21 protein-coding genes and 1 pseudogene are annotated in these 25,095 nt (G+C 56.8%); 12 read left to right on the top strand and 10 right to left on the bottom strand.

The genetic code is table 11. The annotated features are described in order from the left end of the window. Nucleotides 1–146 precede the first annotated feature (146 nt). The 3 genes from dgcA to JUI81_RS17935 form a co-directional block, all read right to left on the bottom strand. Complete coding sequence (gene dgcA / locus JUI81_RS17925; protein WP_019580673.1) at nt 147–2,207, bottom strand: dimethylglycine demethylation protein DgcA; 2,061 nt, start codon at nt 2,205–2,207, stop codon at nt 147–149. Between the two features lie 15 nt (nt 2,208–2,222). Beyond that, complete coding sequence (locus JUI81_RS17930; protein ID WP_007926354.1) at nt 2,223–2,753, bottom strand: DUF5943 domain-containing protein; 531 nt, start codon at nt 2,751–2,753, stop codon at nt 2,223–2,225. Between the two features lie 79 nt (nt 2,754–2,832). Then, nucleotides 2,833–3,810, bottom strand: coding sequence for a dipeptidase (locus JUI81_RS17935; RefSeq protein ID WP_007907542.1), 978 nt, complete (start codon nt 3,808–3,810; stop codon nt 2,833–2,835). A gap of 235 nt (nt 3,811–4,045) precedes the next feature. Here JUI81_RS17935 and JUI81_RS17940 point away from each other — a divergent pair, with 235 nt between their 5' ends. The 3 genes and pseudogenes from JUI81_RS17940 to JUI81_RS17950 all read left to right on the top strand — a co-directional run bounded on the left by JUI81_RS17940 (nt 4,046) and on the right by JUI81_RS17950 (nt 5,155). Then, nucleotides 4,046–4,447, top strand: coding sequence for a lysozyme inhibitor LprI family protein (locus JUI81_RS17940; RefSeq protein WP_018928783.1), 402 nt, complete (start codon nt 4,046–4,048; stop codon nt 4,445–4,447). Between the two features lie 7 nt (nt 4,448–4,454). Continuing rightward, nucleotides 4,455–4,688: pseudogene (locus tag JUI81_RS17945) on the top strand (helix-turn-helix domain-containing protein); the annotation flags it as partial. A gap of 32 nt (nt 4,689–4,720) precedes the next feature. Beyond that, nucleotides 4,721–5,155, top strand: coding sequence for a DUF3010 family protein (locus JUI81_RS17950; RefSeq protein WP_204124764.1), 435 nt, complete (start codon nt 4,721–4,723; stop codon nt 5,153–5,155). Nucleotides 5,156–5,265: 110 nt separating this feature from the next. Here the strand turns inward: JUI81_RS17950 and JUI81_RS17955 are convergent, their stop codons facing one another. The 4 genes from JUI81_RS17955 to JUI81_RS17970 form a co-directional block, all read right to left on the bottom strand. Continuing rightward, nucleotides 5,266–7,497, bottom strand: a complete 2,232-nt coding sequence (locus JUI81_RS17955) for a hypothetical protein (protein WP_204124765.1) — start codon at nt 7,495–7,497, stop codon at nt 5,266–5,268. Next, nucleotides 7,497–8,645: a hypothetical protein gene (locus JUI81_RS17960; RefSeq protein WP_204124766.1), complete on the bottom strand. Its 1,149-nt coding sequence runs from the start codon at nt 8,643–8,645 to the stop codon at nt 7,497–7,499. Before JUI81_RS17960 ends, JUI81_RS17955 begins: the two co-directional genes overlap by 1 nt. Before the next feature lie 10 nt (nt 8,646–8,655). Beyond that, entirely contained in the window at nt 8,656–9,087 is a 432-nt protein-coding gene (locus JUI81_RS17965; protein ID WP_204124767.1) for a pyrophosphatase, read from the bottom strand. A gap of 67 nt (nt 9,088–9,154) precedes the next feature. After that, nucleotides 9,155–10,138 (bottom strand): GlxA family transcriptional regulator, encoded by a 984-nt coding sequence (locus JUI81_RS17970; RefSeq protein WP_204124768.1) that lies wholly within the window; start codon nt 10,136–10,138, stop codon nt 9,155–9,157. Nucleotides 10,139–10,509: 371 nt separating this feature from the next. Between JUI81_RS17970 and JUI81_RS17975 the strand changes: the two genes are divergently transcribed. The 6 genes from JUI81_RS17975 (at nt 10,510) to JUI81_RS18000 (ending at nt 16,063) form a co-directional block, all read left to right on the top strand. After that, the gene (locus JUI81_RS17975) at nt 10,510–11,454 is read left to right on the top strand and encodes a choline ABC transporter substrate-binding protein (RefSeq protein ID WP_007937989.1); all 945 of its coding nucleotides are present in this window, start codon (nt 10,510–10,512) and stop codon (nt 11,452–11,454) included. Nucleotides 11,455–11,555: 101 nt separating this feature from the next. Then, nucleotides 11,556–12,443 carry a 3-keto-5-aminohexanoate cleavage protein gene (locus JUI81_RS17980; protein ID WP_019580671.1) on the top strand — a complete coding sequence of 296 codons (888 nt, stop codon included), beginning with the start codon at nt 11,556–11,558 and terminating at the stop codon, nt 12,441–12,443. 229 nt (nt 12,444–12,672) lie between these two features. Further along, nucleotides 12,673–13,638 carry an L-carnitine dehydrogenase gene (locus JUI81_RS17985; protein WP_019580670.1) on the top strand — a complete coding sequence of 322 codons (966 nt, stop codon included), beginning with the start codon at nt 12,673–12,675 and terminating at the stop codon, nt 13,636–13,638. Between the two features lie 135 nt (nt 13,639–13,773). Beyond that, nucleotides 13,774–14,250, top strand: a complete 477-nt coding sequence (locus JUI81_RS17990; RefSeq protein WP_019580669.1) for a thioesterase family protein — start codon at nt 13,774–13,776, stop codon at nt 14,248–14,250. Between the two features lie 13 nt (nt 14,251–14,263). Next, nucleotides 14,264–15,427: a gamma-butyrobetaine dioxygenase gene (locus JUI81_RS17995; RefSeq protein WP_204124769.1), complete on the top strand. Its 1,164-nt coding sequence runs from the start codon at nt 14,264–14,266 to the stop codon at nt 15,425–15,427. Between the two features lie 372 nt (nt 15,428–15,799). Next, the gene (locus JUI81_RS18000) at nt 15,800–16,063 is read left to right on the top strand and encodes a hypothetical protein (RefSeq protein WP_019580667.1); all 264 of its coding nucleotides are present in this window, start codon (nt 15,800–15,802) and stop codon (nt 16,061–16,063) included. A 64-nt stretch (nt 16,064–16,127) separates the two neighbouring features. Here the strand turns inward: JUI81_RS18000 and JUI81_RS18005 are convergent, their stop codons facing one another. Both JUI81_RS18005 and JUI81_RS18010 read right to left on the bottom strand, forming a co-directional pair. Then, entirely contained in the window at nt 16,128–17,231 is a 1,104-nt protein-coding gene (locus JUI81_RS18005) for a GlxA family transcriptional regulator (RefSeq protein ID WP_007975492.1), read from the bottom strand. Nucleotides 17,232–17,721: 490 nt separating this feature from the next. After that, nucleotides 17,722–19,098, bottom strand: coding sequence for an L-serine ammonia-lyase (locus JUI81_RS18010; protein ID WP_019580666.1), 1,377 nt, complete (start codon nt 19,096–19,098; stop codon nt 17,722–17,724). A gap of 436 nt (nt 19,099–19,534) precedes the next feature. Between JUI81_RS18010 and JUI81_RS18015 the strand changes: the two genes are divergently transcribed. From JUI81_RS18015 to choV, 3 genes are all read left to right on the top strand, one after another. Then, nucleotides 19,535–20,482 (top strand): choline ABC transporter substrate-binding protein, encoded by a 948-nt coding sequence (locus tag JUI81_RS18015; RefSeq protein ID WP_018928773.1) that lies wholly within the window; start codon nt 19,535–19,537, stop codon nt 20,480–20,482. Nucleotides 20,483–20,548: 66 nt separating this feature from the next. Then, nucleotides 20,549–21,394 (top strand): choline ABC transporter permease subunit, encoded by an 846-nt coding sequence (gene choW / locus JUI81_RS18020; protein WP_018928772.1) that lies wholly within the window; start codon nt 20,549–20,551, stop codon nt 21,392–21,394. Further along, the gene (gene choV / locus JUI81_RS18025) at nt 21,391–22,569 is read left to right on the top strand and encodes a choline ABC transporter ATP-binding protein (RefSeq protein WP_018928771.1); all 1,179 of its coding nucleotides are present in this window, start codon (nt 21,391–21,393) and stop codon (nt 22,567–22,569) included. Before choW ends, choV begins: the two co-directional genes overlap by 4 nt. Before the next feature lie 272 nt (nt 22,570–22,841). On the opposite strand, the gene JUI81_RS18030 is transcribed toward choV, so the two are convergent. Further along, nucleotides 22,842–24,791 (bottom strand): BCCT family transporter, encoded by a 1,950-nt coding sequence (locus JUI81_RS18030; protein ID WP_231380631.1) that lies wholly within the window; start codon nt 24,789–24,791, stop codon nt 22,842–22,844. Nucleotides 24,792–25,095 lie beyond the last annotated feature (304 nt).

A 25,095-nucleotide genomic window follows, 5' to 3' on the forward strand; every position in this document is an offset into this window, starting at 1 on the left:
TGCAGGCCAAACTACCTGGATGCCTTGCTCGATTACCTGTAGGAGCGAGGCTTGCCCGCGAAGGCGCTGTGTCATTCAGAAATGATGTTGACTGACACACCGCCTTCGCGGGCAAGCCTCGCCCCCACAGGGTTATCCACAAGCTCTTAGAAATCCTTGCACAACCGCAGCGCGTCGTAGATCGCCGCGTGGGTGTTGCGCTGGGCTACGCAGTCACCGATGCGGAACAGCAAGTAGCCGTCGCCCGCCTGGCTCAGCGAAGGTTGTGGCTTGATCGCGAACAGGGCTTCGATATCCATCTGGCCTTTGTTGCGCGAGCCTTCCTTCAGTGCGTAGTAGATTTCTTCGTCCGGCCGCACGCCGTTCTCGACCACGACCTGGTCAACCACCCGCTCCTCTTTGGCGCCGGTGTATTCGTTTTCCAGCACCGCCACCAGCTTGTCGCCTTCGCGGTAGACCTTTTCCAGCATCATGTCGCCGGTCATGATCACTTCTTTCGGGTACATGCTGCGGTAGTAAGTCGGGAACGACGTACCGCCGATGGCCACGCCCGGCTTGATGTCGTCAGTGACGATCTCGACCTGGCTGCCCTTGTCGGCGAGGAAGTCGGCAACCGACATCCCGGTGAACTCGCAGATGGTGTCGTAGACCAGCACGTTCTTGCCCGGCGCAACCTTGCCGTCGAGCACGTCCCAACTGCTGACCACCAGGCCTTCAGCCGCGCCCCAATGCTCGTTCTGCTCCAGGAACGGATGACCGCCGACAGCGAGCACCACGACGTCCGGACGCAGGTCGAGAATGGTCGCCGCATCTGCCGCCACGCCCAGGCGCAGGTCGACTTTCAAACGCGCCAGTTCCAGCTGGAACCAACGGGTGATACCGGCGATCTGGTCCCGTTGTGGGGCTTTCGAGGCGGTGGTGATCTGCCCGCCGATGAATTCTTTCTTCTCGAACAGGGTCACATCGTGGCCACGCTCGGCGGCTACACGAGCGGCTTCCATCCCCGCAGGGCCGGCACCGACCACCACGACTTTGCGTTTCGGCCCGGTGGATTTCTCGATGATGTGCGGCACGCCCATGTATTCACGGGAGGTCGCGGCGTTCTGGATGCACAAGACGTCCAGGCCCTGGTACTGACGGTCGATGCAGTAGTTGGCGCCCACGCACTGTTTGATCTGGTCGACCTGGCCCATCTTGATCTTGGCGATCAGGTGCGGGTCGGCGATGTGAGCACGGGTCATGCCGACCATGTCGACGTAACCGCCTTCCAGAATACGGGTTGCCTGGTTCGGGTCCTTGATGTTCTGCGCGTGCAGCACAGGAGCCTTCACCACTTCCTTGATACCGGCGGCCAGGTGCAGGAACGGCTCCGGTGGATAACTCATGTTCGGAATAACGTTGGCCAGGGTGTTGTGAGTGTCGCAACCCGAGCCCACGACACCGATAAAGTCGATCATGCCAGTGTCGTCGTAGTACTTGGCGATCTGCTTCATGTCCTCATGGCTCAGGCCATCAGGGTGGAATTCGTCACCACAGATACGGATACCAACGCAGAAGTCCGGACCGACTTCCTTGCGCACAGCCTTGATCACTTCCAGGCCGAAACGCATGCGGTTCTCGAAGCTGCCGCCCCATTCGTCGGTACGCTTGTTGACTCGCGGGCTCCAGAACTGGTCGATCATGTGCTGGTGCACGGCAGACAGCTCGACGCCATCCAGGCCACCGGCCTTGGCACGCGCAGCGGCGCTGGCGTAGTTGCCGATCACCCGCCAGATTTCTTCCGGCTCGATGGTTTTGCAGGTCGCGCGGTGCACCGGCTCGCGGATGCCCGACGGCGACAGCAGGGTTGGCCAATGCTCACCGTCCCAGCGGGAGCGGCGACCCATGTGGGTAATCTGGATCATGATCTTGGCGCCATGCTTGTGCATGGCATCGGCCAGATTCTGGAAGTGCGGAATAATCCGGTCGTCGGCCAGGTTGACCGACTTCCACCAGCCTTGCGGGCTGTCGATGGCCACGCTGGAGGAACCGCCGCAAATCGCCAGGCCGATCCCGCCCTTGGCTTTCTCTTCGTAATACTTGACGTACCGATCGGTGGTCATGCCGCCGTCGGTGGCGTAGACCTCAGCGTGCGCGGTGCTGAGCACGCGGTTGCGGATGGTCAGTTTGCCGATCTGGATCGGCTGGAACATTGCTTCGAAAGCCATGGCGGGTTCCTCGACTTACAACGGCTTGACGGTGAACAAACCGTCGTCGTGGCCTTCTTCGGAGCCACCGTAAACTTGTTCGGCGACGGTGCGGATCTTGCTGCCGCGAGCAGCCAGGATCTGGTCCATGGCGCCGGCGAACCAGCCAGTGAACATGTAGTCGACCTTGCGCCCGACCTTGCCGTACACGTAGACGAATGCGGAGTGTTCGAGCTTGACGCTGGCGGTGCCTTTGTCGAGGTCGATGTCCTGGATCTTGAACAGACCCCAGCCGCGCTGCGACAGGCGCTTCATGTAGTGCTCGAACACCGCGACGCCTTCCAGGCCATGGCATTCAGCTTCTTTTTCACACCAGTGCCAGGCGGATTTGTAGCCGGCCTTGTAGAGGATTTCGGCGTAGGCGTCGGCGCCCAGCACTTCCTCGATGCCCATGTGGTTGTTGACGAAGAAGTGACGCGGCACGTACAGCATCGGCAGGGCATCAGAGGTCCAGACACCGGTTTCGCTGTCGACTTCGATTGGCAATTGCGGGGCGATCTTGGCCATGGAAACTTAACTCCAGAAAATTCGTTGTGTTGCCCCCGGCACGGACGGCCGGGGGAAAGGATTCTTCAGATGCGGCGGCTTATTCGCCCCAAACGTCTTTCAAAACGTTGACCCAGTTTTCGCCCATGATCTTGCGCACCACGCGCTCGGAATGGCCGCGCTTGAGCAGGGTTTCGGTCAGGTTCGGGAACTCGCCCACGGTGCGGATGCCCAGCGGGTTGATGATCTTGCCGAAGCTGGTCAGACGGCGGGCGTAGCCCTTGTCATGGGTCAGGTATTCGAAGAAGTCCTGGCCATGTCCCTGGGTGAAGTCGGTACCGATGCCGATGGCGTCTTCGCCGACGATGTTCATGGTGTATTCGATGGCTTCGGCGTAATCGTCGATGGTCGAATCGATACCCTTGGCCAGGAACGGCGCGAACATGGTCACGCCGACGAAACCGCCGTGATCGGCGATGAACTTCAGTTCTTCATCGGACTTGTTGCGCGGGTGCACTTTCAGGCCCGACGGCAGGCAATGGGAGTAGCAGACCGGCTTCTTGGATTCGAGGATGACTTCTTCGGAGGTCTTCGAGCCGACGTGGGACAGGTCGCACATGACACCGACGCGGTTCATCTCGGCAACGATTTCACGACCGAAACCCGACAGGCCGCCATCGCGTTCATAGCAACCGGTACCGACCAGGTTCTGGGTGTTGTAGCACATCTGCACAATACCGACGCCCAGCTGCTTGAAGACCTCGACATAGCCAATCTGGTCTTCGAAGGCATGAGCGTTCTGGAAGCCGAACAGGATGCCGGTCTTGCCCTGCTCCTTGGCTTTGCGGATGTCGGCGGTAGTGCGCACCGGGATTACCAGGTCGCTGTTCTCGCGAATCAGCTTCTGACTGGCGGCGATGTTGTTGACGGTGGCCTGGAAGCCCTCCCACACCGACACGGTGCAGTTGGCCGCGGTCAGACCGCCCTTGCGCATGTCTTCGAACAGCTCACGGTTCCACTTGGCAATAATCAGGCCGTCGATAACGATGCTGTCGGCGTGTAATTCGGCTGGGCTCATCAGGCAGTCCCCTATTAACGATTCATGCGCCGAATCGTGTGCCGGCGCTTTGGGGCCAGCATATGCCTGAGGGACGGGGCAGCCGGGTGCAAAAACGACAGGGGAATTGCCGAAAGCGTCAATCCGCGACAAAGGGTCGCCAACCGACGTGATTGCCTACCTGTTCAAGCCCGTTCGCATGGGCCAGAATTCGTCGCATCACCGAATGTTTCACTGAATTAAGGGCGGCGACGCAATGAAATCCATCTTCTTGGCTTTGGCACTGATAGCGACCGGCGTACAGGCGGCCGAAGGGGCCGACGACAACCCCTGTGACGCCGTCGAAAACGAAGTCCAGACCCTGGAATGCTCGGCTTACAGCAGAAACACCGCCGAACAGCTGCTGAGCGACAACTACCAAGGCCTGAACGAGCGCATGCAAACGCGCTACGGCAGTAACAAGGCGCAACTGGCCGACATCACCGCAAAAATCAAAACTGCGCAACAACAATGGCTGAAGACCCGGGATGCCGATTGCGCGGTGGAAGCGTTCCCGGCGACGAGCGGCAGTAAAGCCTTCAACATTGCGCAAAATGATTGCGTGGCGCGGATGAGTGACGAGCGGTCGGAGTTTTTGGAGTCGATTGGGCAGGAATAAAAACATAAAAATGGAGAATCATTTGATCCCACACGAAGTAGTCAGCCGCATCGTCGATGGCGCACCCCCTGTTCGTGCCTGGCGTGAACACCTGAACCTTACGCAGGATGAAGTGGCCAGACGCATGGGCATCTCCCAACCAGCCTTTGCCCAGCAGGAAACGGTTGCCAAGCCCCGCAAGGCCACGCGTGAGAAAATCGCTGCGGCTTTTGGCATCACCGCCAATCAACTAGAGCTGTAAGCTGCACGCCAGCATCAGGAAAAGGGATTGAAATGAAAATCTGCGGCATCGAAATCAAAGGCAGCGAAGCAATCCTTGCCGTGGCCTCCCTCGACGATCAGGGGCTGACACACGTCGCGCTGGCCACCAAGAAAATCGCCCTCGACGATGACGACGAAGCCGCCAACGTCAAAGTCTTTGCCGCTCAGGTGGCGTCGTTTATTCGTGAGAATTCAATCGACCGGATCGCGATCAAAAAGCGCAGCAAGAAAGGTGAGTTCGCCGGTGGGCCGACCACCTTCAAGATCGAAGGGGTTTTCCAGTTGCTGGAAAATTGCGAGGTGACGCTGCTGTCGCCGCAAACCATCAATGCGCAGAACAAAAAGTTCGACTTTGAACTGCCGGGTACGCTGAACAAGTATCAGCATGAGGCTTACAAAACGGCGTGCTCTACGCTGGTAATCACCGACGCACCAATGAAGAAATAAAACATCTACAGATTTAAGTTTACTCTAAAGAACCACGAAACACAGACAAACCTTAGCCCAACCAACGCAAATAAATAATGGGAGGCCAATATAGCCTCCCGCTTCAAACATTATTTAATAGAGAGCATACTGACTCGTGGTAAATCCACCATGAGCAGCAAACCCAACAATGCCGACGGCTCATCTTTCAAGCTATTAACCACTTTACCAACTAACCTTTCTTGGTCATTTTTTTTCAGTTTCAGCCTCTGAGTCGCTAATGCGGCTGCAAACTCAACGGCAGCCGCTCCGTAGGGGAGTTGATGCCTTGAAAACACCTTCAATAAAAACTCCCCCATTAACTTACTATGATGAGGGCTGGACGAGTAATCCAGCTCACCCTTTCTACAGCCTCTAAGAATACAGGCATGCAAAATATTGTCATTGAATCTAAGAAAGCACTCTGGTGACAAAATCACAGACTCATACCCAGTGGACCTTAATTGATTTGCCACATCATCAATATCGCGAGCCTTTTGCAGAGCCGAAGCGATTGCTAGATAAGAGGTTGCGTGCAAAGCAGACTCTAAGTCATCTTTAAAGACATCGCCGAAATATATAAACCCTGATGAAAGCGCCAAATCACTACCATCGGTCTTTGGCAGGAAGCCATTGAAGCCCTTCCTTATGGCGTCAGAAACCAAATCTAAAGACGCATCCACAACCGACTTGCTAACAACGGAGCTCTCCACCTCTACAACTTGAGAGGTTTTGGCCAAAGCTGCAAGATCCGACCAATGATTACTTTGTCGATCCGAACCTATTGGAAGGACGAGCCACTCCGAAAAGCCGTAGAGTCTCTCAGAAGCATTTCTTTCCAAAAACTGTTTTAACCGACTCCAAGTTTCTTTGCTCTGCGGCAAACCGACTGCTGTTAGATAATGTCGCGGGCAGTTAATTTCTGAATTCAAATTCTCCCGTAGATCCCTACTAATTTCCCTTAGCAGCCCTCCATCTCTCGCAACTGCCGTGACGACAAGCACGCCTGTCGCATTGGAAACACTGCTCCAATCCACGTTCCTGTACACACAAACAGTTGGTCGAGCCGACCCGACTTTATGCGTAGAAATCAGATCAGCAACAGTATTAGCAATTTCAATAGACCCAAGATCATCGGTACAAATTACCGTATCAATTGCTACAGTAATATTCCAGCTAACTTCTTCCTCCAACCATTTCAGAAAGACTTTATTCCGAGATACTTTTTCGGTAACCAAGGATAAAACCTTAGGCTGCCCATCAATAATCTCATTTAAAGAATTCAATCCATCCCGACCAAACTCCTTGAGAAACTTTAAAAGTTTAGGTGGCGTGTGCGGCCTACCCAAAGTGACAGCTCGGGGCGGCTTGGCCTTTGAAGAGAAATGTTCACCCACTAATTCAATCTCAGTTTCGAAATTATCCGCCTCAAAATCAAAAATATTCTTATCTACACTCTCAAGAGCAATTAATACCTTACCACTACGATCGCTATCGCTTTTATCAATCAACGTCAAAATTCTACTATCACTAAAACCCTGGTCATTTCTAAGATCTCTCGCCATCCCTCCGGACGTCGATGCGGATATAACTATAAGGTGCTCTATTGGTGGCGGAGTAAGCTTTCGCATTTCATCATAGGAATGAAAACTATGTATCCTTGCATCCACTTTACAAAAACTGAGCGCCTCTTGGACAAAGTGATATATACCCATACTATCAATATATACCACAGACAACTTGGCAAATCTTTCAAAGCCAAAAGCCAAACTTATAGACCTACCTACAAAGCAGAGCTCGGGCTCGGTTTTGGCGAGCTCCCTAGCCTGGATAAAAATATTATTCCTTGTCCCTGACGGGTGTTTAAAAAGATGCCCAACCGGTGCTATTTGGACAACATTATTCTCTTTAACAAGATGATATAGCCCCTGCTGAACCAGATCACAAATAGACAAATTGAAGCAAGGTTTCACATCGGCATCAGCACAATGGCTAAAAACCTCTACTAATCCGGACGTTTCCCAGCAATACAAATAATAATACTTAATAAACGGCTTTCCCGATCTCTCCCCTCGAGTAACAAATGAAGCCTTCAATACGTCATTCGACCAGTATTCTTTTATATCCTCACAGAATTTCCTACTTGCGATCATAACAACACAATCAGGCAACAAAACTGCAGACTTTAAAGACGCCTCCAAATCAGAGTAAAACTCTAGCGAATCAAGTTGATCCCGATCACTAAAATATACGCAAAGCGCATCAAGATGATGCTGGGTATTGATGCATACTCCTGAAGCTTGGAAAGAAAACACACGATCCATTATTTTCTCCTCAGGGGCACGAGAATGGAAACTACAGCACCGGATACTTTACAAAGCTTATCCGGACTCCAATCATCAAATTCATGCACATCATCCATGCATCCCTTTCGAAAACAATTGAATATGCTTAGTCGACCAGACCTGATTCGGATCAAACCTCCTAAAGCTTGCAACTCATTAAGAACTAGGGCTAGGCCACCGCCAGAGCCTGTTTGACTCTTTGTTGTAACATTTTTCAGTAGGCACCTAGTAAGGCACTCACGCTCTTCCTCGTCACTGAGTTCTTCTACATCTTTACCGGAAATCCGGCTGGCGAAACCTGGTCCAGTATCAAAAAAACTAAGCTGTAGACACCGAATGCCCTCTCGCCCTCGAATAGTTACTTTCTCCCTATTCCAAAAGTCTTGCAATCTCTGGTGCCCCTTGAAGTCCATTTTATAGAATCGGGCCTCCATTTCATCCCAACTTACGATCATGCCTTCAACATGTGCATCATAGGGAATACCTAAATGATTAGTCGTCGCATGCTCTTGAGTGTTTGAAAATAATTCACAGGTGAATACACTACAAGCCTCTACAAAGCTATTAGGAATGAGGCCTGCATCTTTCTTATTAATTATTTCGAAGAGCTGAGTAAGCATCTCATGCATACCAGCTTTATCACGAACAGCTTTCTTATCCCTAGCAGAGAACAACGGCTTCAGAAACTGTACATTCACACCACTAACACATGCCAAGTCAATTGTTCGACCATGGATAATACTATTTAGATTGCCTGCATCAGTATTCAGCATCTTAGTAGTGGCATTACGCAACGCATCCCGCCTTGAAACAAATTCGCTACCAACCTGAATACCTGAAGTCAATCTTATCGCAGCAACTCCAGGAGAATATGTACCTAGATCTGCCAATACAGCCTTCGTTCTATTAGAACTATGAAAGTGCAAAACAGGATCTACTGATGCTCTCGCCCATGTTACAAGCATCTGGAGGCGCGATGCATCATGCATAGCACCCTTATACTTATTAACTATATCCTTTGATACTTGCAGAGGTGCTTCAGGTGCTCCACCCACCAAAACTATTGCCTGCTCTATACTTTCGAGCGATTCCAACTCACCGACAACATTCCTTTTTACCTCTGCCAAAGCGAACTCCTTAACTTTTATTAATCAGGGACGCAAGCATCATCTTAATTCTAGGCTCTGGCTTCCAGTATCCTGGCCCTTTCAGAAACTTTCCATTTCCATCATAAATCGGGTTTCCATCGGCACCAAGCTTACTTTCATTACTATCCATAATCACATCAAGAACTTCCTCAAGGGGGATGCCATATTTCATTGCCTCAGAGCGACAATAAACTATCACATCACCCAAAAGATCGGCGATTGCGACGACCACATCTAAATCACTACCACCAGCAGTAGCAATATCGACAATCTCATCAATTTCATTAACTTCATCCAACAGCACTGCCTTAAACCTTACAAGCCTTTCAACTACATCCCCACCAACTGCCGGACGATCCTTTATAGGAAGCTTATACATAGCGTTCATAAGCTTAATTCTTTCTTTAAATTCAACTTCCATATCACCCTCCCTAACAGCTTCTTTAATTTATACAACTGCCTTTCATCCAAAAATAACTTAGACCATTTTAAGCATTGCTTTGCAAGTCATAACCCATTTTAGGATCATTTAACATCCCCAAACGCCGATCCTCCCGCGGGCACCGCTCAAACCTCGCCCGATAACTGCGGGTGAAATACGATGGCGATTCAAACCCGCAGGCGATACTCACCTCCAGCACGCTCATGTCCGTCTGGCGCAGCAGCTGCCGCGCCTTCTCCAGCCTTAATCGCAGATAGAAATTGCTCGGCGTGTCGTGCAGGTGCAGGCGAAACAGGCGCTCTAGCTGACGCCGGGTCACTTTGATCGATTCCGCCAGCTCCAAAGTGCTGAGCGGCGGTTCGCTGTGCTGTTCCATCTCCCCAATGACATGCACCAGTTTCTTGTTGCTGATGCCATATCGCGTGGCGACTTCCATGCGTTGGTGATCTTTGCGCGGGCGAATGCGCCCGAGTACGAATTGTTCGCTGACCTGAATCGCCAGTTCCGGGCCATGGGCCTGACCGATGAGGTCAAGCATCAGGTCGATCGAGGCGGTACCGCCGGCGGAGGTGATACGCCGTCGGTCGATCTCGAACAGTTCCTGGGTGACGCTCAGCTGTGGATAGGATTCCTTGAAGGCGTCGATGGCTTCCCAGTGCAGGGTCAGGCGATGACCGTCGAGCAGGCCGGCTTCGGCGAGGATGAAGCTGCCGGTGTCGATGGCGCCGAGCGTCACGCCTTCGTTGTCCAGGCGACGTAACCAATGCTCCAGGGCCGGGGTGGCGAACTTCAGCGGTTCGAAACCGGCGACCACCAACAGGGTTGCGCCTTTCTTCAGCGGCTCCAGCGCTGCATCGGCGTTGACCGACATGCCGTTACTGGCCAGAACCGCCCCGCCATCGGCGCTCAACACATGCCAGCGGTACAACTCGCCGCGAAAGCGATTGGCGACCCGCAGCGGCTCGATCGCCGAGATAAAACCGATCGCCGAAAAACCCGGCATCAACAAGAAGTAGAAATCCTGGGACATGGAGCGCACTCGACTGGCAGGCAACGAGAGGGCGGGAAGCGTGTGGACGTTGATACGCCACTTGCAAGCAGCATTCAAGTGCACAGGTCGCCGCAGTGCAAGAGCTGGTCGCCGCAGTGCGTTTCCACGGGGGCTTTGCTGCGTAACTTGGCATCACCGGCGCTGGGGTATCCGGTCTTACGAATAGCTGCTCAATTTTTGCGGCGTCTGTTGACCTCATGCTGCGTTGCCGCTCCTCGTCATAGCCAGCTATGACTCGTCGCGGCGCCTTGCCTGAGGCCAACAGCCACTCGCCAAAATATGAGCGCTATCCGCAAGACCGGATACAGACACCGGAACCCACAATAAACGACCTGCCGAGGAACCCCGACATGAAACGACTGATCAGCAGCTGTGTTCTTGCACTCAGCGGTACCGCTTTCTTGAGCGCCAGTGTCATGGCGGCCGAACCCGCGTCGTGCCAGAACGTGCGCATGGGCGTAGTGAACTGGACCGACGTGATCGCCACCAGCGCCATGACCCAGGTCCTGCTCGACGGCCTCGGCTACAGCACCAAACAAACCAGCGCCTCCCAGCAAATCGTCTTTGCCGGCATTCGCGACCAGCGCCTGGATTTGTTCCTGGGCTACTGGAACCCGCTGATGACCCAGACCATCACGCCGTTTGTCGATGCCAAGCAGGTCAAAGTGCTTGAAGCGCCAAGCCTCAAGGATGCCCGCGCCACCCTGGCAGTACCGACTTACCTTGCCGACAAGGGCCTGAAAACTTTCGCCGACATCGCCAAGTTTGAAAAAGAACTGGGCGGCAAGATTTACGGCATCGAACCTGGCTCGGGCGCCAACACCCAGATCAAGGCGATGATCGCCAAGAACCAGTTCGGCCTCGGCAAGTTCCAGCTGGTCGAGTCCAGCGAAGCCGGCATGCTGGCGGCAGTAGATCGCGCGGTACGCCGCAAGGAAGCCGTGGTGTTCTTCGGCTGGGCGCCGCACCCGATGAACGTCAACGTGAAGATGACCTACCTCACCGGCAGCGACGACGCCCTCGGCCCGAACGAAGGCATGGCCACGGTCTGGACCGTCACCTCGCCGAACTACGCGCAGCAATGCCCGAACGTCGGTCGCTTGCTGAGCAACCTGACGTTCACCGCCGAAGACGAGAGCCGGATGATGCAGCCGCTGCTGGATCACAAGGACGCTTTCGAATCGGCCAAACAGTGGCTCAAGGATCACCCGCAAGACAAGCAACGCTGGCTTGAAGGCGTGACCACATTCGATGGCAAGCCGGCCGCTGAAAACCTGAAGCTGACCAGTAAATAGAACCGAAATGAACCACCGATTCGCAGCCCGATGCGGGCTGCGAGCGGGATCGCCACGCCCAAGCTCTGCCAAAAAAACTCAAGCCTGAAGGAAACCGCCTCATGAACCACGACGTCATCATCACCTGCGCACTCACCGGTGCTGGCGACACGACCGCCAAGAGCCCACACGTGCCGGTCACCCCGAAACAAATCGCTGCAGCCGCCGTGGAAGCCGCCAAGGCGGGCGCTACCGTGGTCCACTGCCACGTTCGCGATCCACAAACCGGCAAGTTCAGCCGTGACGTGGCGCTGTACCGCGAAGTGATGGAGCGCATCCGCGAGGCGGACGTCGACATCATCGTCAACCTCACTGCCGGCATGGGCGGCGATCTGGAAATCGGCGCAGGCGAGAACCCGATGGAATTCGGCCCGAACACCGATCTGGTCGGCCCACTGACCCGTCTGGCCCACGTTGAAGAATTGCTGCCAGAAATCTGCACCCTGGATTGCGGCACCCTGAACTTCGGCGACGGCGACACCATTTACGTGTCCACCCCTGCCCAGCTGCGTGCTGGCGCCAAACGCATTCAAGAGCTGGGCGTCAAGCCTGAGCTGGAAATTTTCGACACCGGTCACCTGTGGTTCGCCAAGCAGATGATCAAGGAAGGTCTGCTGGATAACCCGTTGTTCCAGCTGTGCCTGGGCATCCCGTGGGGTGCGCCAGCGGATACCACCACCATGAAAGCCATGGTCGACAACCTGCCAGCCAATGCGGTCTGGGCAGCGTTCGGTATCGGGCGCATGCAGATGCCGATGGCGGCGCAAGCGGTGCTGCTCGGCGGTAACGTGCGGGTCGGTCTGGAAGACAACCTGTGGCTGGACAAGGGCGTGTTGGCGACCAACGGCCAACTGGTCGAACGCGCCTCGGAAATCCTCAGCCGCCTCGGCGCCCGCGTTCTGACCCCGGCAGAAGGCCGGGCAAAAATGGGCCTGACCAAGCGCGGTTGAAACAAATCACCCTTTCCCCCTGTGGGAGCGAGCTTGTGTGGCGAGGGGGCTTGCCCCCGTTGGGTCGCGAAGCGGCCCCAAAACCTGTTGCCGCGGTGTATCAGCCACACTGCATGCAATGTTTTACGACTGCTTCGCAGCCGAACGGGGCGATGCGGCGTTCCGACAAGCCCCCTCGCCACACAGGTTCGCTCCCACATTTTTTTTGAGCCCAATTCAGGAAGTCGCCATGAGCTTTATCACTGAGATCAAAACCTTCGCAGCACTGGGCAGCGGTGTCATCGGCAGCGGCTGGGTGTCCCGCGCCCTCGCCCACGGCCTCGATGTGGTGGCCTGGGATCCGGCACCCGGTGCCGAAGCGGCGCTGCGCAAACGTGTCGCCAATGCCTGGGGCGCGCTGGAAAAACAAGGCCTGGCACCCGGCGCATCGCAGGATCGGCTGCGCTTTGTCGCCACCATCGAAGAATGCGTTCGCGACGCGGATTTCATTCAGGAAAGTGCTCCTGAGCGTCTGGACCTGAAACTGGAACTGCACAGCAAAATCAGCGCGGCGGCCAAGCCCAATGCGTTGATCGGTTCCAGCACCTCGGGACTGTTGCCGAGCGAGTTTTACGAGAGTTCGACGCACCCGGAGCGCTGCGTGGTCGGGCACCCGTTCAACCCGGTTTATCTGCTGCCATTGGTGGAAGTGGTCGGCGGCAAGAACACCGCGCCAGAAGCGGTGCAAGCGGCGATGAAAGTCTATGAATCCCTGGGCATGCGTCCGCTGCATGTGCGCAAGGAAGTACCGGGATTTATCGCCGATCGTTTGCTCGAAGCGTTGTGGCGTGAGGCGCTGCACCTGGTCAACGACGGCGTGGCGACCACCGGTGAAATCGACGATGCGATTCGTTTTGGCGCAGGTCTGCGCTGGTCGTTCATGGGCACCTTCCTGACTTACACCCTGGCCGGTGGCGATGCTGGCATGCGGCACTTCATGGCGCAGTTCGGGCCGGCGTTGCAGTTGCCGTGGACGTATCTGCCGGCACCGGAGCTGACCGACAAGTTGATTGACGATGTGGTGGATGGCACCAGCGATCAGTTGGGCACACACAGCATCTCGGCACTGGAACGCTATCGTGACGATTGCTTGCTGGCGGTGCTGGAGGCGGTGAAAACCACCAAAGAGAAACATGGGATGGCCTTCAGCGAATAACCCTTCGCACAGATCGTTCCCACGCTCTGCGTGGGAATGCAGCCCGGGACGCTCCGCGTCCCAAAGGCGTGACGCAGAGCGTCACAGGAAGCGTTCCCACGCAGAGCGTGGGAACGATCACGTTCGGAGATAAAGATGCCCACCCTCACCACCTACCAAACCAGAATCATCCCCGACTGGGTCGACTACAACGGCCATCTGCGCGATGCCTTCTACCTGCTGATTTTCAGCTACGCCACTGACGCGTTGATGGATCGGCTAGGTATGGACAGCAACAACCGCGAGGCTAGCGGCCACTCGCTGTTTACCCTCGAACTGCACCTTAATTACCTGCACGAAGTGAAACTCGATGCCGACGTCGAAGTGCATACGCAGATCATCGGCCACGACCGCAAGCGCCTGCACCTCTACCACAGCCTGCATCTGGTGGGCGGTGACAAGGAGCTGGCGGGCAATGAACAAATGCTGCTGCACGTCGACCTCGCCGGACCGCGATCCGCACCGTTCAGTGAAGCAACCTTGAGCAAGCTGCAGGCCATTGTCGCCGAGCAGGCCGACTTGCCCGCACCCGCCTGGATCGGCCGAGTGATCGCATTACCCCCCGAAAAATAACAAGGAGCCTGCTATGAACACCGCCGCCGCTTTTGCCGATTTCCGCACCTATCCATTGATCAGCGCGTTGACCGCCGTGCACACCCTGGCGGACCGCATTCAAGTGAAGTGGGCGGACGGTCGGGTCAGCCCTTTTCATCATCAATGGCTGCGGGACAACTGCCCGTGCCCACAGTGCGTCTACACGGTGACGCGTGAGCAAGTGCTGGAAATCGTCGATGTCGCAGAGCACCTGATGCCTGAAAACGCCACGGTCGATGCCGAAGGCTGCCTGCGCGTCGATTGGCAGGATGGCCACCTCAGCCGCTTCGATCCGGGCTGGCTGCGGGCCCATGCCTATGACGATGAGTCCCGCGCCGAACGCCAGGCGGGCAAACCGAAAGCCAGGCTTTGGCACAGCGATTTGCAGCTGCCAGTGTTCGAATACCAGGCCCTGATGGAAAACAACGACGCCTTGTTGCAATGGCTGCTGGCCGTGCGCGATATCGGCCTGACTCAAGTGCGCGGAGTCCCCACCGAGCCAGGCTCGCTGAAGCTGATCGCCCAGCGGATTTCGTTCATCCGCGAGAGCAATTTCGGCGTGCTGTTCAACGTGCAATCCAAGGCCGATGCCGACAGCAATGCCTATACCGCCTTCAACCTGCCACTGCACAGCGATTTGCCGACCCGGGAGTTGCAACCGGGGCTGCAATTTCTGCATTGCCTGGTGAATGACGCCGACGGCGGCGAGAGTATTTTCGTCGACGGTTTTGCCATCGCCCAAGCTTTGCGTCAGGAAGATCCAGAGGCGTTTCAAGCCTTGTGTGAAATCCCCGTGGAGTTCCGCAACAAGGACCGCCACAGCGACTACCGCTGCCTGGCGCCGATCATCGCGCTGGATGCATTCGGGCAAGTGTCGGAAATCCGCATGGCGAACTTTCTGCGTGGGCCATTCGATGCTTCAGTGGAGCAGATGCCCAGGCTGTATCGCGCTTACCGGCGCTTTATTGCGATGACCCGCGAGGCGCGTTTCCGGGTGATGACACGGCTCAACCCCGGCGAGTTGTGGTGCTTCGACAACCGCCGCACCCTCCACGCCCGCAACGCCTTTGACCCCGCCACCGGCGCCCGGCATTTCCAGGGTTGCTATGTCGACCGGGATGAATTGCTGTCGCGCATTCTCGTTTTACAACGCTAGACCGCGTCATCGTTCATCGCGGGCAAGCCACGCTCCTACAGGGTATTCGCGATCCCTGTAGGAGCGAGGCTTGCCCGCGAAAGTGTCAGCCCAATCAACACGTCCATTACCGATTCACAGGCAAAAAAAACCCCGATCAAGCCGTGACAAGATCGGAGCTGAGGAGGGTACTGTTGAGGAGCTGTTGCGCGAGGGTGACCAAACCTTCGTGATGCCAGCTGAGTTCAGTGTGCCTACTCCCATCTTTCGCAAGTTAGCCGAAAGCGACCTGTTCATAGGTATTGCGGCCATTGCGACAAATCGTCCTTGCCGACACCCACAGCCCCTACCAGAATCGAACCACGACACCGTTCCCTGAAGAAGGATTGCGTCATGATGTACGCCGATTTGATAGACCAGGAAGACCTGTTGAGCCAGCTGAAAGCGTTGGGGTTTTCAGTGCCCCCCGGCGCGACCGCCGAGCAAGCCTGCGAATGCGCAGTACGGGGCTTGAACAACGAGCGGGCAATGGAACTGCGGACCATGGTCAAGCAGATGTACACCAGCAGCGCGTCAATCCAGCCGGCCGTGCGTCAGGCCATTGACAAGCAACTGTTACCGGCATTGGCGCAATACCAACAGAGCCATAGCGCCTGATTTCCGGGGTGTGAACACTTTGTGGCGAGGGAGCTTGCTCCCTCGCCACAATAGTTTGCCTGGTTTAGAGCCTTACGCTGGCAAACGTCGATTCATTACGCGCCTGGCTCAACGCCGACAGCGGCCCGGACAACGGCGACAGCACCAGTGCTTGCGGCAGCGGCATCATCGCCACTTGTTGCGTGGTATTGGAGCCTACGCGCTCGTCACGCGGTGGAATGCCGAAGTATTCGCGGTAGCACTTGGAGAAGTGCGGCGTGGACACGAACCCACACACCGACGCCACTTCGATGATCGACATCGGCGTTTGCTTGAGCAGTTGCCGAGCACGGATCAGGCGCAGTTTCAGGTAGTAACGCGACGGCGAGCAGTGCAGGTATTTCTGGAACAGCCGCTCCAGCTGACGACGCGAAACAGCGACATAAACCGCCAGTTCATCGAGGTCGATCGGCTCTTCGAGGTTAGCCTCCATCAGCGCCACGATTTCCTGCAGTTTCGGCTGGTTGGTGCCGAGCATGTGCTTGAGCGGCACGCGCTGGTGATCCTGCTCGTTGCGGATACGCTCGTAGACGAACATCTCCGAAATCGCGGCCGACAGTTCACGGCCATGATCGCGGCTGATCAGGTGCAGCATCATGTCCAGCGGCGCGGTGCCGCCGGAGCTGGTGAACCGGTTACGGTCGAGGGTGAACAGCCGGGTGCTCATGGCCACTCGCGGGAAAGCTTCCTGCATAGCGGCCAGACATTCCCAGTGCACGCTGCAATCGAAACCGTCCAGCAGGCCGGCGCACGCCAGGGCCCAGCTGCCGGTGCAGACCGCGCCGAGACGACGGGACTGACGCGCCTGGCTTTGCAGCCACGACACATGCTCACGGGTTACGGTGCGCTGAATGCCGATGCCGCCGCAGACAATGACGGTGTCCATGGGTGGTGCTTTGTGCATGGAGGCGTCGGGGGTGATCTGCAGACCGTCACTGGCCCAGACCTGACCGCCATCGACGGTGAGCGTGGTCCAGCGATACAGCTCGCGGCCGGACAATTGGTTGGCCATGCGTAGAGGTTCTACTGCAGAGGCCAGAGAAATCAGCGTGAAATTGTCCAGCAGCAGAAAGCCGATGGATTGAGGCGCACGGTTCTGGGGTTGGGCCCCGGAGTTGAACGTCGTCATCGCGGTATCTCCTCACACAAAGCGGGTGATGGCCTCAGGCGGAGGCTCTTTTTATTGCCATCGTTCTCGCGTGGGAGACGGGCTTTGTAATGACAGAGCAATTGCCATGCCTAAATTGAATGCGCGTTCAATAACTCCTGAAAACGACGTCGCGATGCGTCTAGATATGGCGCGCAGAGATAAGAGGTTAAAAGTGCCATCAAAGGCCCCAAACCCGTGCCCCCGTTGCGTGTGAGCAAATCGGTAGCACTTGTGGGAACAGGTCTGCGACGCGGCGGTCAAGAGTGTCACCGCTGGCACAGGTGACGAACGGTCAGGGTTTGAATTTGATCCCCGAACGGGGAGCCGGGCTTACCTGTTTGCGACGCGCCAAAAGGTGGCGCGTTTTGATGCGCGTGTTCAATTGGTGCGCAGTTTTGACTGGTCTTGTGTAGTGCATGAGGTCTTTGTGGAGAGCAGGCTTGCCCCCTCTCCACAGGTCAACTCGGTTTCAGCACTCCACCGCGCTAACCGCCAAGCCACCGCGCGACGTCTCTTTATATTTGTCGTGCATGTCGGCACCGGTATCACGCATGGTGCGGATCACCCGGTCCAGCGAGATAAAGTGCTGGCCGTCACCGCGCAGCGCCATCTGCGCGGCGTTGATCGCTTTCACCGCAGCAATCGCATTGCGCTCGATGCACGGTACCTGCACCAACCCGCCCACCGGGTCGCAGGTCAAGCCGAGGTTATGCTCCAGGCCGATTTCCGCCGCGTTACACAACTGCTCCGGCGTGGCACCAAGAACCTCCGCCAACCCGGCCGCCGCCATGGCGCAAGCCGAACCGACTTCACCCTGGCAACCGACTTCGGCACCGGAGATCGAGGCGTTCTTTTTGCACAGAATCCCTACCGCCGCAGCACTGAGGAAGTAATCGACCACATTGGCGTCGGTCACTGCCTCGCTGAATTTCATAAAGTAGTGCAACACCGCCGGAATGATCCCCGCCGCACCGTTGGTCGGTGCCGTGACCATGCGCCCGCCGGCAGCGTTTTCTTCGTTGACCGCCAACGCGAACAGGTTGACCCACTCCATCGCGCTCAAGGTCGAGCCGATCACGTTGGGCTTGTTCAGCTCTTGCAAACTGCGGTGCAACTTGGCCGCGCGACGGCGCACATTGAGACCGCCGGGCAGGATGCCTTCGTGCTTGAGGCCTTGCTCCACACAATCCTGCATGGCGCGCCAGAGTTTCATCAGGCCACTGCGGATTTCTTCTTCGCTGCGCCAGACTTTCTCGTTGGCCATCATCAATTCGGCCACGCGCAGGTTGTGCTTCTTGCACAGGCTGAGCAATTCGACGGCACTGGAGAAGTCGTAAGGCAGCACGGTGTTATCCAGATCCACCACACCGCTGGAAGCTTGCGCCTCGTCGACGACAAAACCGCCGCCGATGGAATAGTAGGTGTCGCGATGCAGCTCGCCGTGATCGCCTTCGGCAACCAGGGTCATAGCGTTCGGATGGAACGGCAGGTTCTCGTCGATCAGACGCATGTCCCGGGCCCAGATGAACGGGACCGACAAGCGGCCGTCGAGCAATAGCGTGTGAGTTTCACGCAAGGCTTCTATACGGATGCCGATTTGCGACGGATCGATCGCGTCGGGCCACTCGCCCATCAACCCCATGATCACTGCGTTGTCGCTGCCGTGGCCGATGCCTGTGGCCGAGAGCGACCCATAAAGCTGAACTTCGACGCGACACACCTGCTCCAGAAGTCCCCGCTCGCGCAAACCTTGCACGAACAGCGCCGCGGCGCGCATGGGCCCCACGGTGTGCGAACTGGAAGGGCCGATGCCGATTTTGAACAGGTCGAAAACGCTGATAGCCATTACTGCTGAACTCCTGGATGTGCCTGCTCCAGGCGCAAAAGCGCCCAGTGACGGAGCTGCTACGCTCAAGCTGCAATCCGTCGAGATGGCCGCATCATCAGGCTTTTACCATGTCGTTCAACGTCTCACACCGACGCACTCATGCCCACTAGCGCCGCGGGTCTCTTACGCAATGTTTTCGCCGCTTTTTTGCGGATCAGCGGGGCAAATCGGGCTGAAAAAAGCTGTAAACGACGTCACCGACACTGGATGCGACCATCCCTGTACTGGTTACGACGCACCCTGTAGGCGTCAGATTTTCACTGGTACATGATCGTATCGACTCGATTGCAAGGCGCTGTGGTAGAGCTGTCTCCAAAACGCCATCCAACCGCAACAGATAAGTGCGGTGGTCCAGTCGGAACACTGCCAAAAAAAACACTTAGGAGTCGCCCCTATGAAAGGTTCCCCGTCGTTGTTGTTGGCCGCCATGCTGAGTCTGCCGTTCCTGGCTCAAGCCGCAGAGCCGGCCCAATGCAGCACCGTAAACTTCTCCGATGTCGGCTGGACGGACATTACCGCGACCACCGCGACCACCAGCGTTGTGCTCAACGCCCTCGGCTACAAGACCAAGACCACGATGATTTCCGTGCCGGTGACCTACAAGTCCCTGGCCGACGGCAAGAACATGGACGTGTTCCTGGGTAACTGGATGCCGACCATGGAAAACGACATCAAGGCCTATCGGGATGCCGGCACCGTGGAAACCGTGCGCACCAACCTCAAAGGTGCCAAATACACCCTCGCCGTACCACAAGCGCTGTACGACAAAGGGCTGCATGACTTTGCCGACATCGCCAAATTCAAGAAAGAACTCGACGGCAAGATCTACGGTATCGAGCCAGGCAACGACGGCAACCGTCTGATCCAGAGCATGATCGACAAAGACGCCTTCGGTCTCAAAACCGCCGGTTTCAAAGTCGTCGAGTCCAGCGAAGCGGGCATGCTGTCGCAAGTCGACCGTGCGCAGAAACGCGACACCGCCGTGGTGTTCCTCGGCTGGGCACCGCACCCGATGAACAAACGTTTCAAGATTCAGTACTTGACCGGTGGCGATGACTTCTTCGGCCCGGATTTCGGTGCTGCCACCGTTGCGACCAACACTCGCAAGGGGTATACCCAAGAGTGCAGCAACGTCGGCCAACTGCTGAAAAACCTGGAGTTCACCGTCGACATGGAGAGTACGCTGATGGGCAACATCCTGGACGACAAGATGAAGCCTGAAGCGGCCGCCAAGGCCTGGCTGAAAAAGAACCCACAGGTGCTCGATACCTGGCTCGCTGGCGTGACCACCATTGACGGTAAACCAGGCCTGGAGGCCGTGAAAGCCAAGCTCGCGCAGTAATCGCTTACGCCGGGCAGGCTCGCCTGCCCGGGCTGTTTATTTCCTTGCATGCGGACGTTCACTACCATGCTGATTGATCAGAAAATACCCTTAGGCCAGTACATCGCGAGCTTCGTTGAATGGTTGACGCAACACGGCGCCAGCACCTTCGACGCCATCGCCGTGTCACTGGAAACGATGATCCACGGCGTGACTTTTGCGCTGACCTGGTTCAACCCGCTGGCATTGATCGGCCTCATCGCACTACTGGCACATTTCATCCAACGCAAATGGGGCCTGACCGTTTTCGTCATCGCTTCCTTTCTGCTGATCCTCAATCTGGGGTACTGGCAGGAAACCATGGAAACCCTCGCCCAGGTGTTGTTCGCCACCCTGGTCTGCGTAGTGATCGGCGTGCCGTTGGGTATCGTCGCCGCGCACAAACCGATGTTCTACACACTGATGCGGCCGGTGCTCGATCTGATGCAGACCGTACCGACTTTCGTGTACCTCATTCCTACCCTGACCCTCTTCGGTCTGGGTGTGGTCCCGGGTCTGATCTCGACGGTGGTGTTCGCGATTGCCGCGCCCATCCGCCTGACCTACCTGGGTATCCGCGATGTTCCGGACGAACTGATGGACGCCGGTAAAGCCTTTGGCTGCTCGCGCCGTCAGTTGCTCTCGCGCATCGAACTGCCCCACGCCATGCCAAGCATCGCGGCCGGTATCACCCAGTGCATCATGCTGTCGTTGTCGATGGTGGTGATTGCGGCACTGGTGGGCGCCGACGGCTTGGGCAAACCTGTGGTCAACGCACTGAACACTGCTGATATCGCACTGGGCTTCGAAGCAGGCCTGGCGATCGTACTGCTGGCGATCATGCTCGACCGTATCTGCAAACAACCCGAAGCCAAAGTAGGGGGTGACGCATGAGCATTATTCGCTTCGAAGACGTGGACGTGATCTTCTCCAAAGATCCACGCGCGGCTCTCAAACTGCTCGACCAGGGCATGACCCGCAACGAGATTCTGAAAAAGACCGGGCAAATCGTTGGTGTCGAAAAGGCCAGCCTGGACATCGAGAAAGGTGAAATCTGCGTACTGATGGGTTTGTCCGGCTCCGGCAAATCCAGCCTGTTGCGCTGCATCAACGGCCTCAACACCGTTAGCCGTGGCAAGTTGTTCGTCGAACACGAAGGTCGGCAGATCGACATCGCGTCCTGCACCCCGGCGGAACTGAAGATGATGCGCACCAAGCGCATCGCGATGGTGTTCCAGAAGTTCGCCCTGATGCCTTGGCTGACGGTGCGCGAGAACATCAGCTTCGGTCTGGAAATGCAGGGTCGCCCCGAGAAAGAACGCCGCAAACTGGTGGACGAGAAGCTTGAGCTGGTGGGCCTGACCCAGTGGCGTAACAAGAAACCCAATGAGCTCTCCGGCGGCATGCAGCAACGTGTCGGCCTGGCCCGTGCGCTGGCGATGGACGCCGACATCCTGCTGATGGACGAACCGTTCTCGGCCCTCGACCCGCTGATCCGCCAGGGTCTGCAAGACGAGCTGCTGGAACTGCAAAACAAGCTGAGCAAGACCATCGTCTTCGTGAGCCACGACCTCGATGAAGCCCTGAAGCTGGGCAGCCGTATCGCGATCATGAAAGACGGCCGGATCATCCAGTACAGCGTGCCGGAAGAAATCGTCCTGAACCCTGCGGACGATTACGTGCGCACCTTCGTCGCCCACACCAATCCGCTGAACGTATTGTGTGGTCGCAGCCTGATGCGCACCCTGGACAACTGCAAACGCATCAACGGTTCGGTGTGCCTGGATCCGGGCGGCGATTCGTGGCTGGACCTGGCCGAAGGCAACACCATCAAAGGCGCGCGCCAGAACGGCTCGAGCCTGGACCTGCAGAAATGGATACCTGGGCAAGCGGTTGAAGCCCTGGGCCGTCGACCAACGCTGGTGGATTCCAACATCGGCATGCGCGATGCGCTGCAGATTCGTTACCAGACCGGCAACAAGCTGGTGCTGCACGACAACAACAAAGTGGTCGGGATCCTGGGCGACAGCGAGCTGTACCACGCGCTGCTCGGCAAGAACCTGGGGTAAGCAAGACAGCAGACACAAAAACGCCGCGAGATGATCGCGGCGTTTTTGTTTGTGCAGATATCAGGTCTGGAATACCGACAACTGTGGCGAGGGAGCTTGCTCCCGCTGGGTTGCGGAGCGGCCCCAAAACCTGACACCGCGATTATTCAGATACACCGCATCATCCGGATTTACGACTGCTTCGCAGCCGAACGGGGCGGTGCGGCGGTCCGACAAGCCCCCTCGCCACAATGGATCTGCGGTGCAGCTTGTGCACCGCATTACCTCAAACCTCAGCTATAAACCCGGCCTAGCAGCTGCCGATGGCTTTCAAACTGATCGAGCACGTCACGGGTGATCTGATCCTGAGTGAAGCCCATCAAGTCATAGTCCTGGCTGCCGTTGTGCAGGTACACCTCAGCGCGGTAGTAACGTGCGCGCGGTTCATCGGCACTTTCGGCCGACACCGCTTCACTCGCCGCCGCCAGATAACCGTCCAGGCTCACTTCGTAGACAAAAGGATTGCCCTCTTCCATCTCGATCCGCAGGCCCATGCAACGCTTGGCTTTACCCAGCAACGTTTGCACGTCCAGGCCCTTGCCACGCAGTTGAACCACGGCCTCTTCCAGCGCCGGACTGACTTGCTTGTCCATGAAACGCTGAACAATCGACTGATTCGGTTGCAGATCCAGCTGGGTCAGACGCTCGCTGAAACCACGACGACCACGCGCCGCCAGTTCCGCTTGCTCCTGTTCGATCTGCACGTCCTGGCGCATGGCCTTGTGCAAGCCGAACATGAAGAACACCAGCACCACCGAGAACGGCAGCCCTGCCAGCACCACCATGGTTTGCATGGCTTCGAAGTTACCGGCGAACAGCAGACCGATGGTCACCAGGGTGATCACCACCGACCAGAAAATCCGCAGCCAGTGCGGCGCGTCTTCGTCGACGTTGCCGCCCTTGCACGAAAGGTTGGCCATCATCACCGCGCCGGAGTCCGCCGGGGTCAGGAACAACACGAAGCCAACAAAAATCGACACGCCAATGACAACTTTCGACGCAGGGTAATGCTCAAGCAACTGGTAGATCGCCATCGATGGCTGTTCCAGCGCCGTCTTCCCGAGCTCCACCGCCCCATGGTTCATCACCAGGTCCAGGGCCGAGTTACCGAAGATCGACAGCCATGCCAGGGTGAAACCCAGCGGAATCAGCAGCACGCCGGCGACCAGCTCACGCACCGTGCGACCACGGGAAATACGCGCGATGAACATGCCGACAAATGGCGCCCAGGAAATCCACCAGGCCCAGTAGAACAGGGTCCACAGGCCCAACCAGCGGTCAGACTTCTCACTGTCGCCTTCGTACACGTAGAGGTCGAAGGTCTTCAGCACCACGCCATTCAGGTAGTCACCGATGTTCTGCACAAAGCCGTTGAGCAGGTGCAGGGTCGGGCCGAACAACAGCACGAAAATCAGCAGACCGCTGAACAGCACGATGTTCAGGTTGGACAGACGACGAATGCCGTTTTCCACACCGGACACAGCGGCGATGGTCGCCACGGTGCTCATCACGATGATCACGATCAGCAGGTTGGTGTTGCTGTGTGCCATGCCGAACAGGTTTTCCAGCCCCGACGACACTTGCAGCGAACCGATCCCCAGGTTCGTCACCAGCCCCAGCAGGGTCACGAACATGCCGAAGCCGTCCACCGCATGACCGGCCGCGCCTTTGACCCAACGCTCGCCGACCAGCGGATACAGCGCCGAACGCAGCGCCAGCGGCTGGTTATGACGATAAGCAAAGTACGCCACGGCCAGGCCGACCAAAGCGTAGATCGCCCAGCCATGCAGGCCCCAATGCAGGAACGTCAGCTGCACTGCCTGACGCGCGGCAAGGTTGCTGCCGGCAACGCCTTCCGGCGGATTGAAATAGTGGTCCAGCGGCTCGGACGCACCGAAGTACAGCAGCGAGATGCCGATACCCGACGAGAACAGCATCCCCGCCCAGGCGCCGTAGCTGAAGTCCGGGGTATCGTCCTTGCTGCCCAGCTTGAGCTTGCCGTAAGACGAAAACGCCAGGCCGACGACAAAAACCAGATAGGCGGCGATCACCACCATGTAGTACCAGCCGAAGCTGCGGGACAACCACGCCTGGGCAATGCCGAGCATTCTGCCGGCCTCTTGCGGGGCGATGATCAGAATGGCGGTCAACAACAGAATCAACGCGGTAGAGGTGTAGAACACCCAACCGTTGACCATCACCTTCTCGGGTGGGGTCTTTATTAGAGAGGCAGAACTCATGGCACAGATGCTCCGGGCAGTGCGAGAGAAGAACACAAGGCAACGCGGTACCCGACCAATCGATTAGTTGGCAGCCGACCGGCGGGTGATATAAAGACACCCCGAAAAAAGCCCGAAACCCCTGGAACGCGTCTGCGTATGGGTTTCGAGCATTTTTGGATGTCGGTTTATCGTCATTTACACGTAGGAAAAATCTGTAAGCAGCGACGAATTGTCGCAGATCTTATTCTTTGTTGATTGAACGTTC

The sequence above is a fragment of the Pseudomonas sp. 008 genome (assembly GCF_016861935.1).
GTDB lineage: Bacteria > Pseudomonadota > Gammaproteobacteria > Pseudomonadales > Pseudomonadaceae > Aquipseudomonas.

Excerpts from the sequence above, each read along its gene's own strand:
- dgcA (WP_019580673.1), bottom strand. The coding sequence starts at position 2,207 with ATGGCTTTCGAAGCAATGTTCCAGCCGATCCAGATCGGCAAACTGACC.
- JUI81_RS18000 (WP_019580667.1), top strand. The coding sequence starts at position 15,800 with ATGATGTACGCCGATTTGATAGACCAGGAAGACCTGTTGAGCCAGCTG.
- JUI81_RS18005 (WP_007975492.1), bottom strand. The coding sequence starts at position 17,231 with ATGACGACGTTCAACTCCGGGGCCCAACCCCAGAACCGTGCGCCTCAA.
- JUI81_RS18015 (WP_018928773.1), top strand. The coding sequence starts at position 19,535 with ATGAAAGGTTCCCCGTCGTTGTTGTTGGCCGCCATGCTGAGTCTGCCG.
- JUI81_RS17935 (WP_007907542.1), bottom strand. The coding sequence starts at position 3,810 with ATGAGCCCAGCCGAATTACACGCCGACAGCATCGTTATCGACGGCCTG.
- JUI81_RS17980 (WP_019580671.1), top strand. The coding sequence starts at position 11,556 with ATGAACCACGACGTCATCATCACCTGCGCACTCACCGGTGCTGGCGAC.
- JUI81_RS17995 (WP_204124769.1), top strand. The coding sequence starts at position 14,264 with ATGAACACCGCCGCCGCTTTTGCCGATTTCCGCACCTATCCATTGATC.
- JUI81_RS17965 (WP_204124767.1), bottom strand. The coding sequence starts at position 9,087 with ATGGAAGTTGAATTTAAAGAAAGAATTAAGCTTATGAACGCTATGTAT.
- JUI81_RS17940 (WP_018928783.1), top strand. The coding sequence starts at position 4,046 with ATGAAATCCATCTTCTTGGCTTTGGCACTGATAGCGACCGGCGTACAG.
- JUI81_RS17970 (WP_204124768.1), bottom strand. The coding sequence starts at position 10,138 with ATGTCCCAGGATTTCTACTTCTTGTTGATGCCGGGTTTTTCGGCGATC.
- choW (WP_018928772.1), top strand. The coding sequence starts at position 20,549 with ATGCTGATTGATCAGAAAATACCCTTAGGCCAGTACATCGCGAGCTTC.
- JUI81_RS17990 (WP_019580669.1), top strand. The coding sequence starts at position 13,774 with ATGCCCACCCTCACCACCTACCAAACCAGAATCATCCCCGACTGGGTC.
- JUI81_RS17930 (WP_007926354.1), bottom strand. The coding sequence starts at position 2,753 with ATGGCCAAGATCGCCCCGCAATTGCCAATCGAAGTCGACAGCGAAACC.
- JUI81_RS17955 (WP_204124765.1), bottom strand. The coding sequence starts at position 7,497 with ATGGATCGTGTGTTTTCTTTCCAAGCTTCAGGAGTATGCATCAATACC.
- JUI81_RS17975 (WP_007937989.1), top strand. The coding sequence starts at position 10,510 with ATGAAACGACTGATCAGCAGCTGTGTTCTTGCACTCAGCGGTACCGCT.
- JUI81_RS18010 (WP_019580666.1), bottom strand. The coding sequence starts at position 19,098 with ATGGCTATCAGCGTTTTCGACCTGTTCAAAATCGGCATCGGCCCTTCC.
- JUI81_RS17950 (WP_204124764.1), top strand. The coding sequence starts at position 4,721 with ATGAAAATCTGCGGCATCGAAATCAAAGGCAGCGAAGCAATCCTTGCC.
- JUI81_RS17985 (WP_019580670.1), top strand. The coding sequence starts at position 12,673 with ATGAGCTTTATCACTGAGATCAAAACCTTCGCAGCACTGGGCAGCGGT.
- choV (WP_018928771.1), top strand. The coding sequence starts at position 21,391 with ATGAGCATTATTCGCTTCGAAGACGTGGACGTGATCTTCTCCAAAGAT.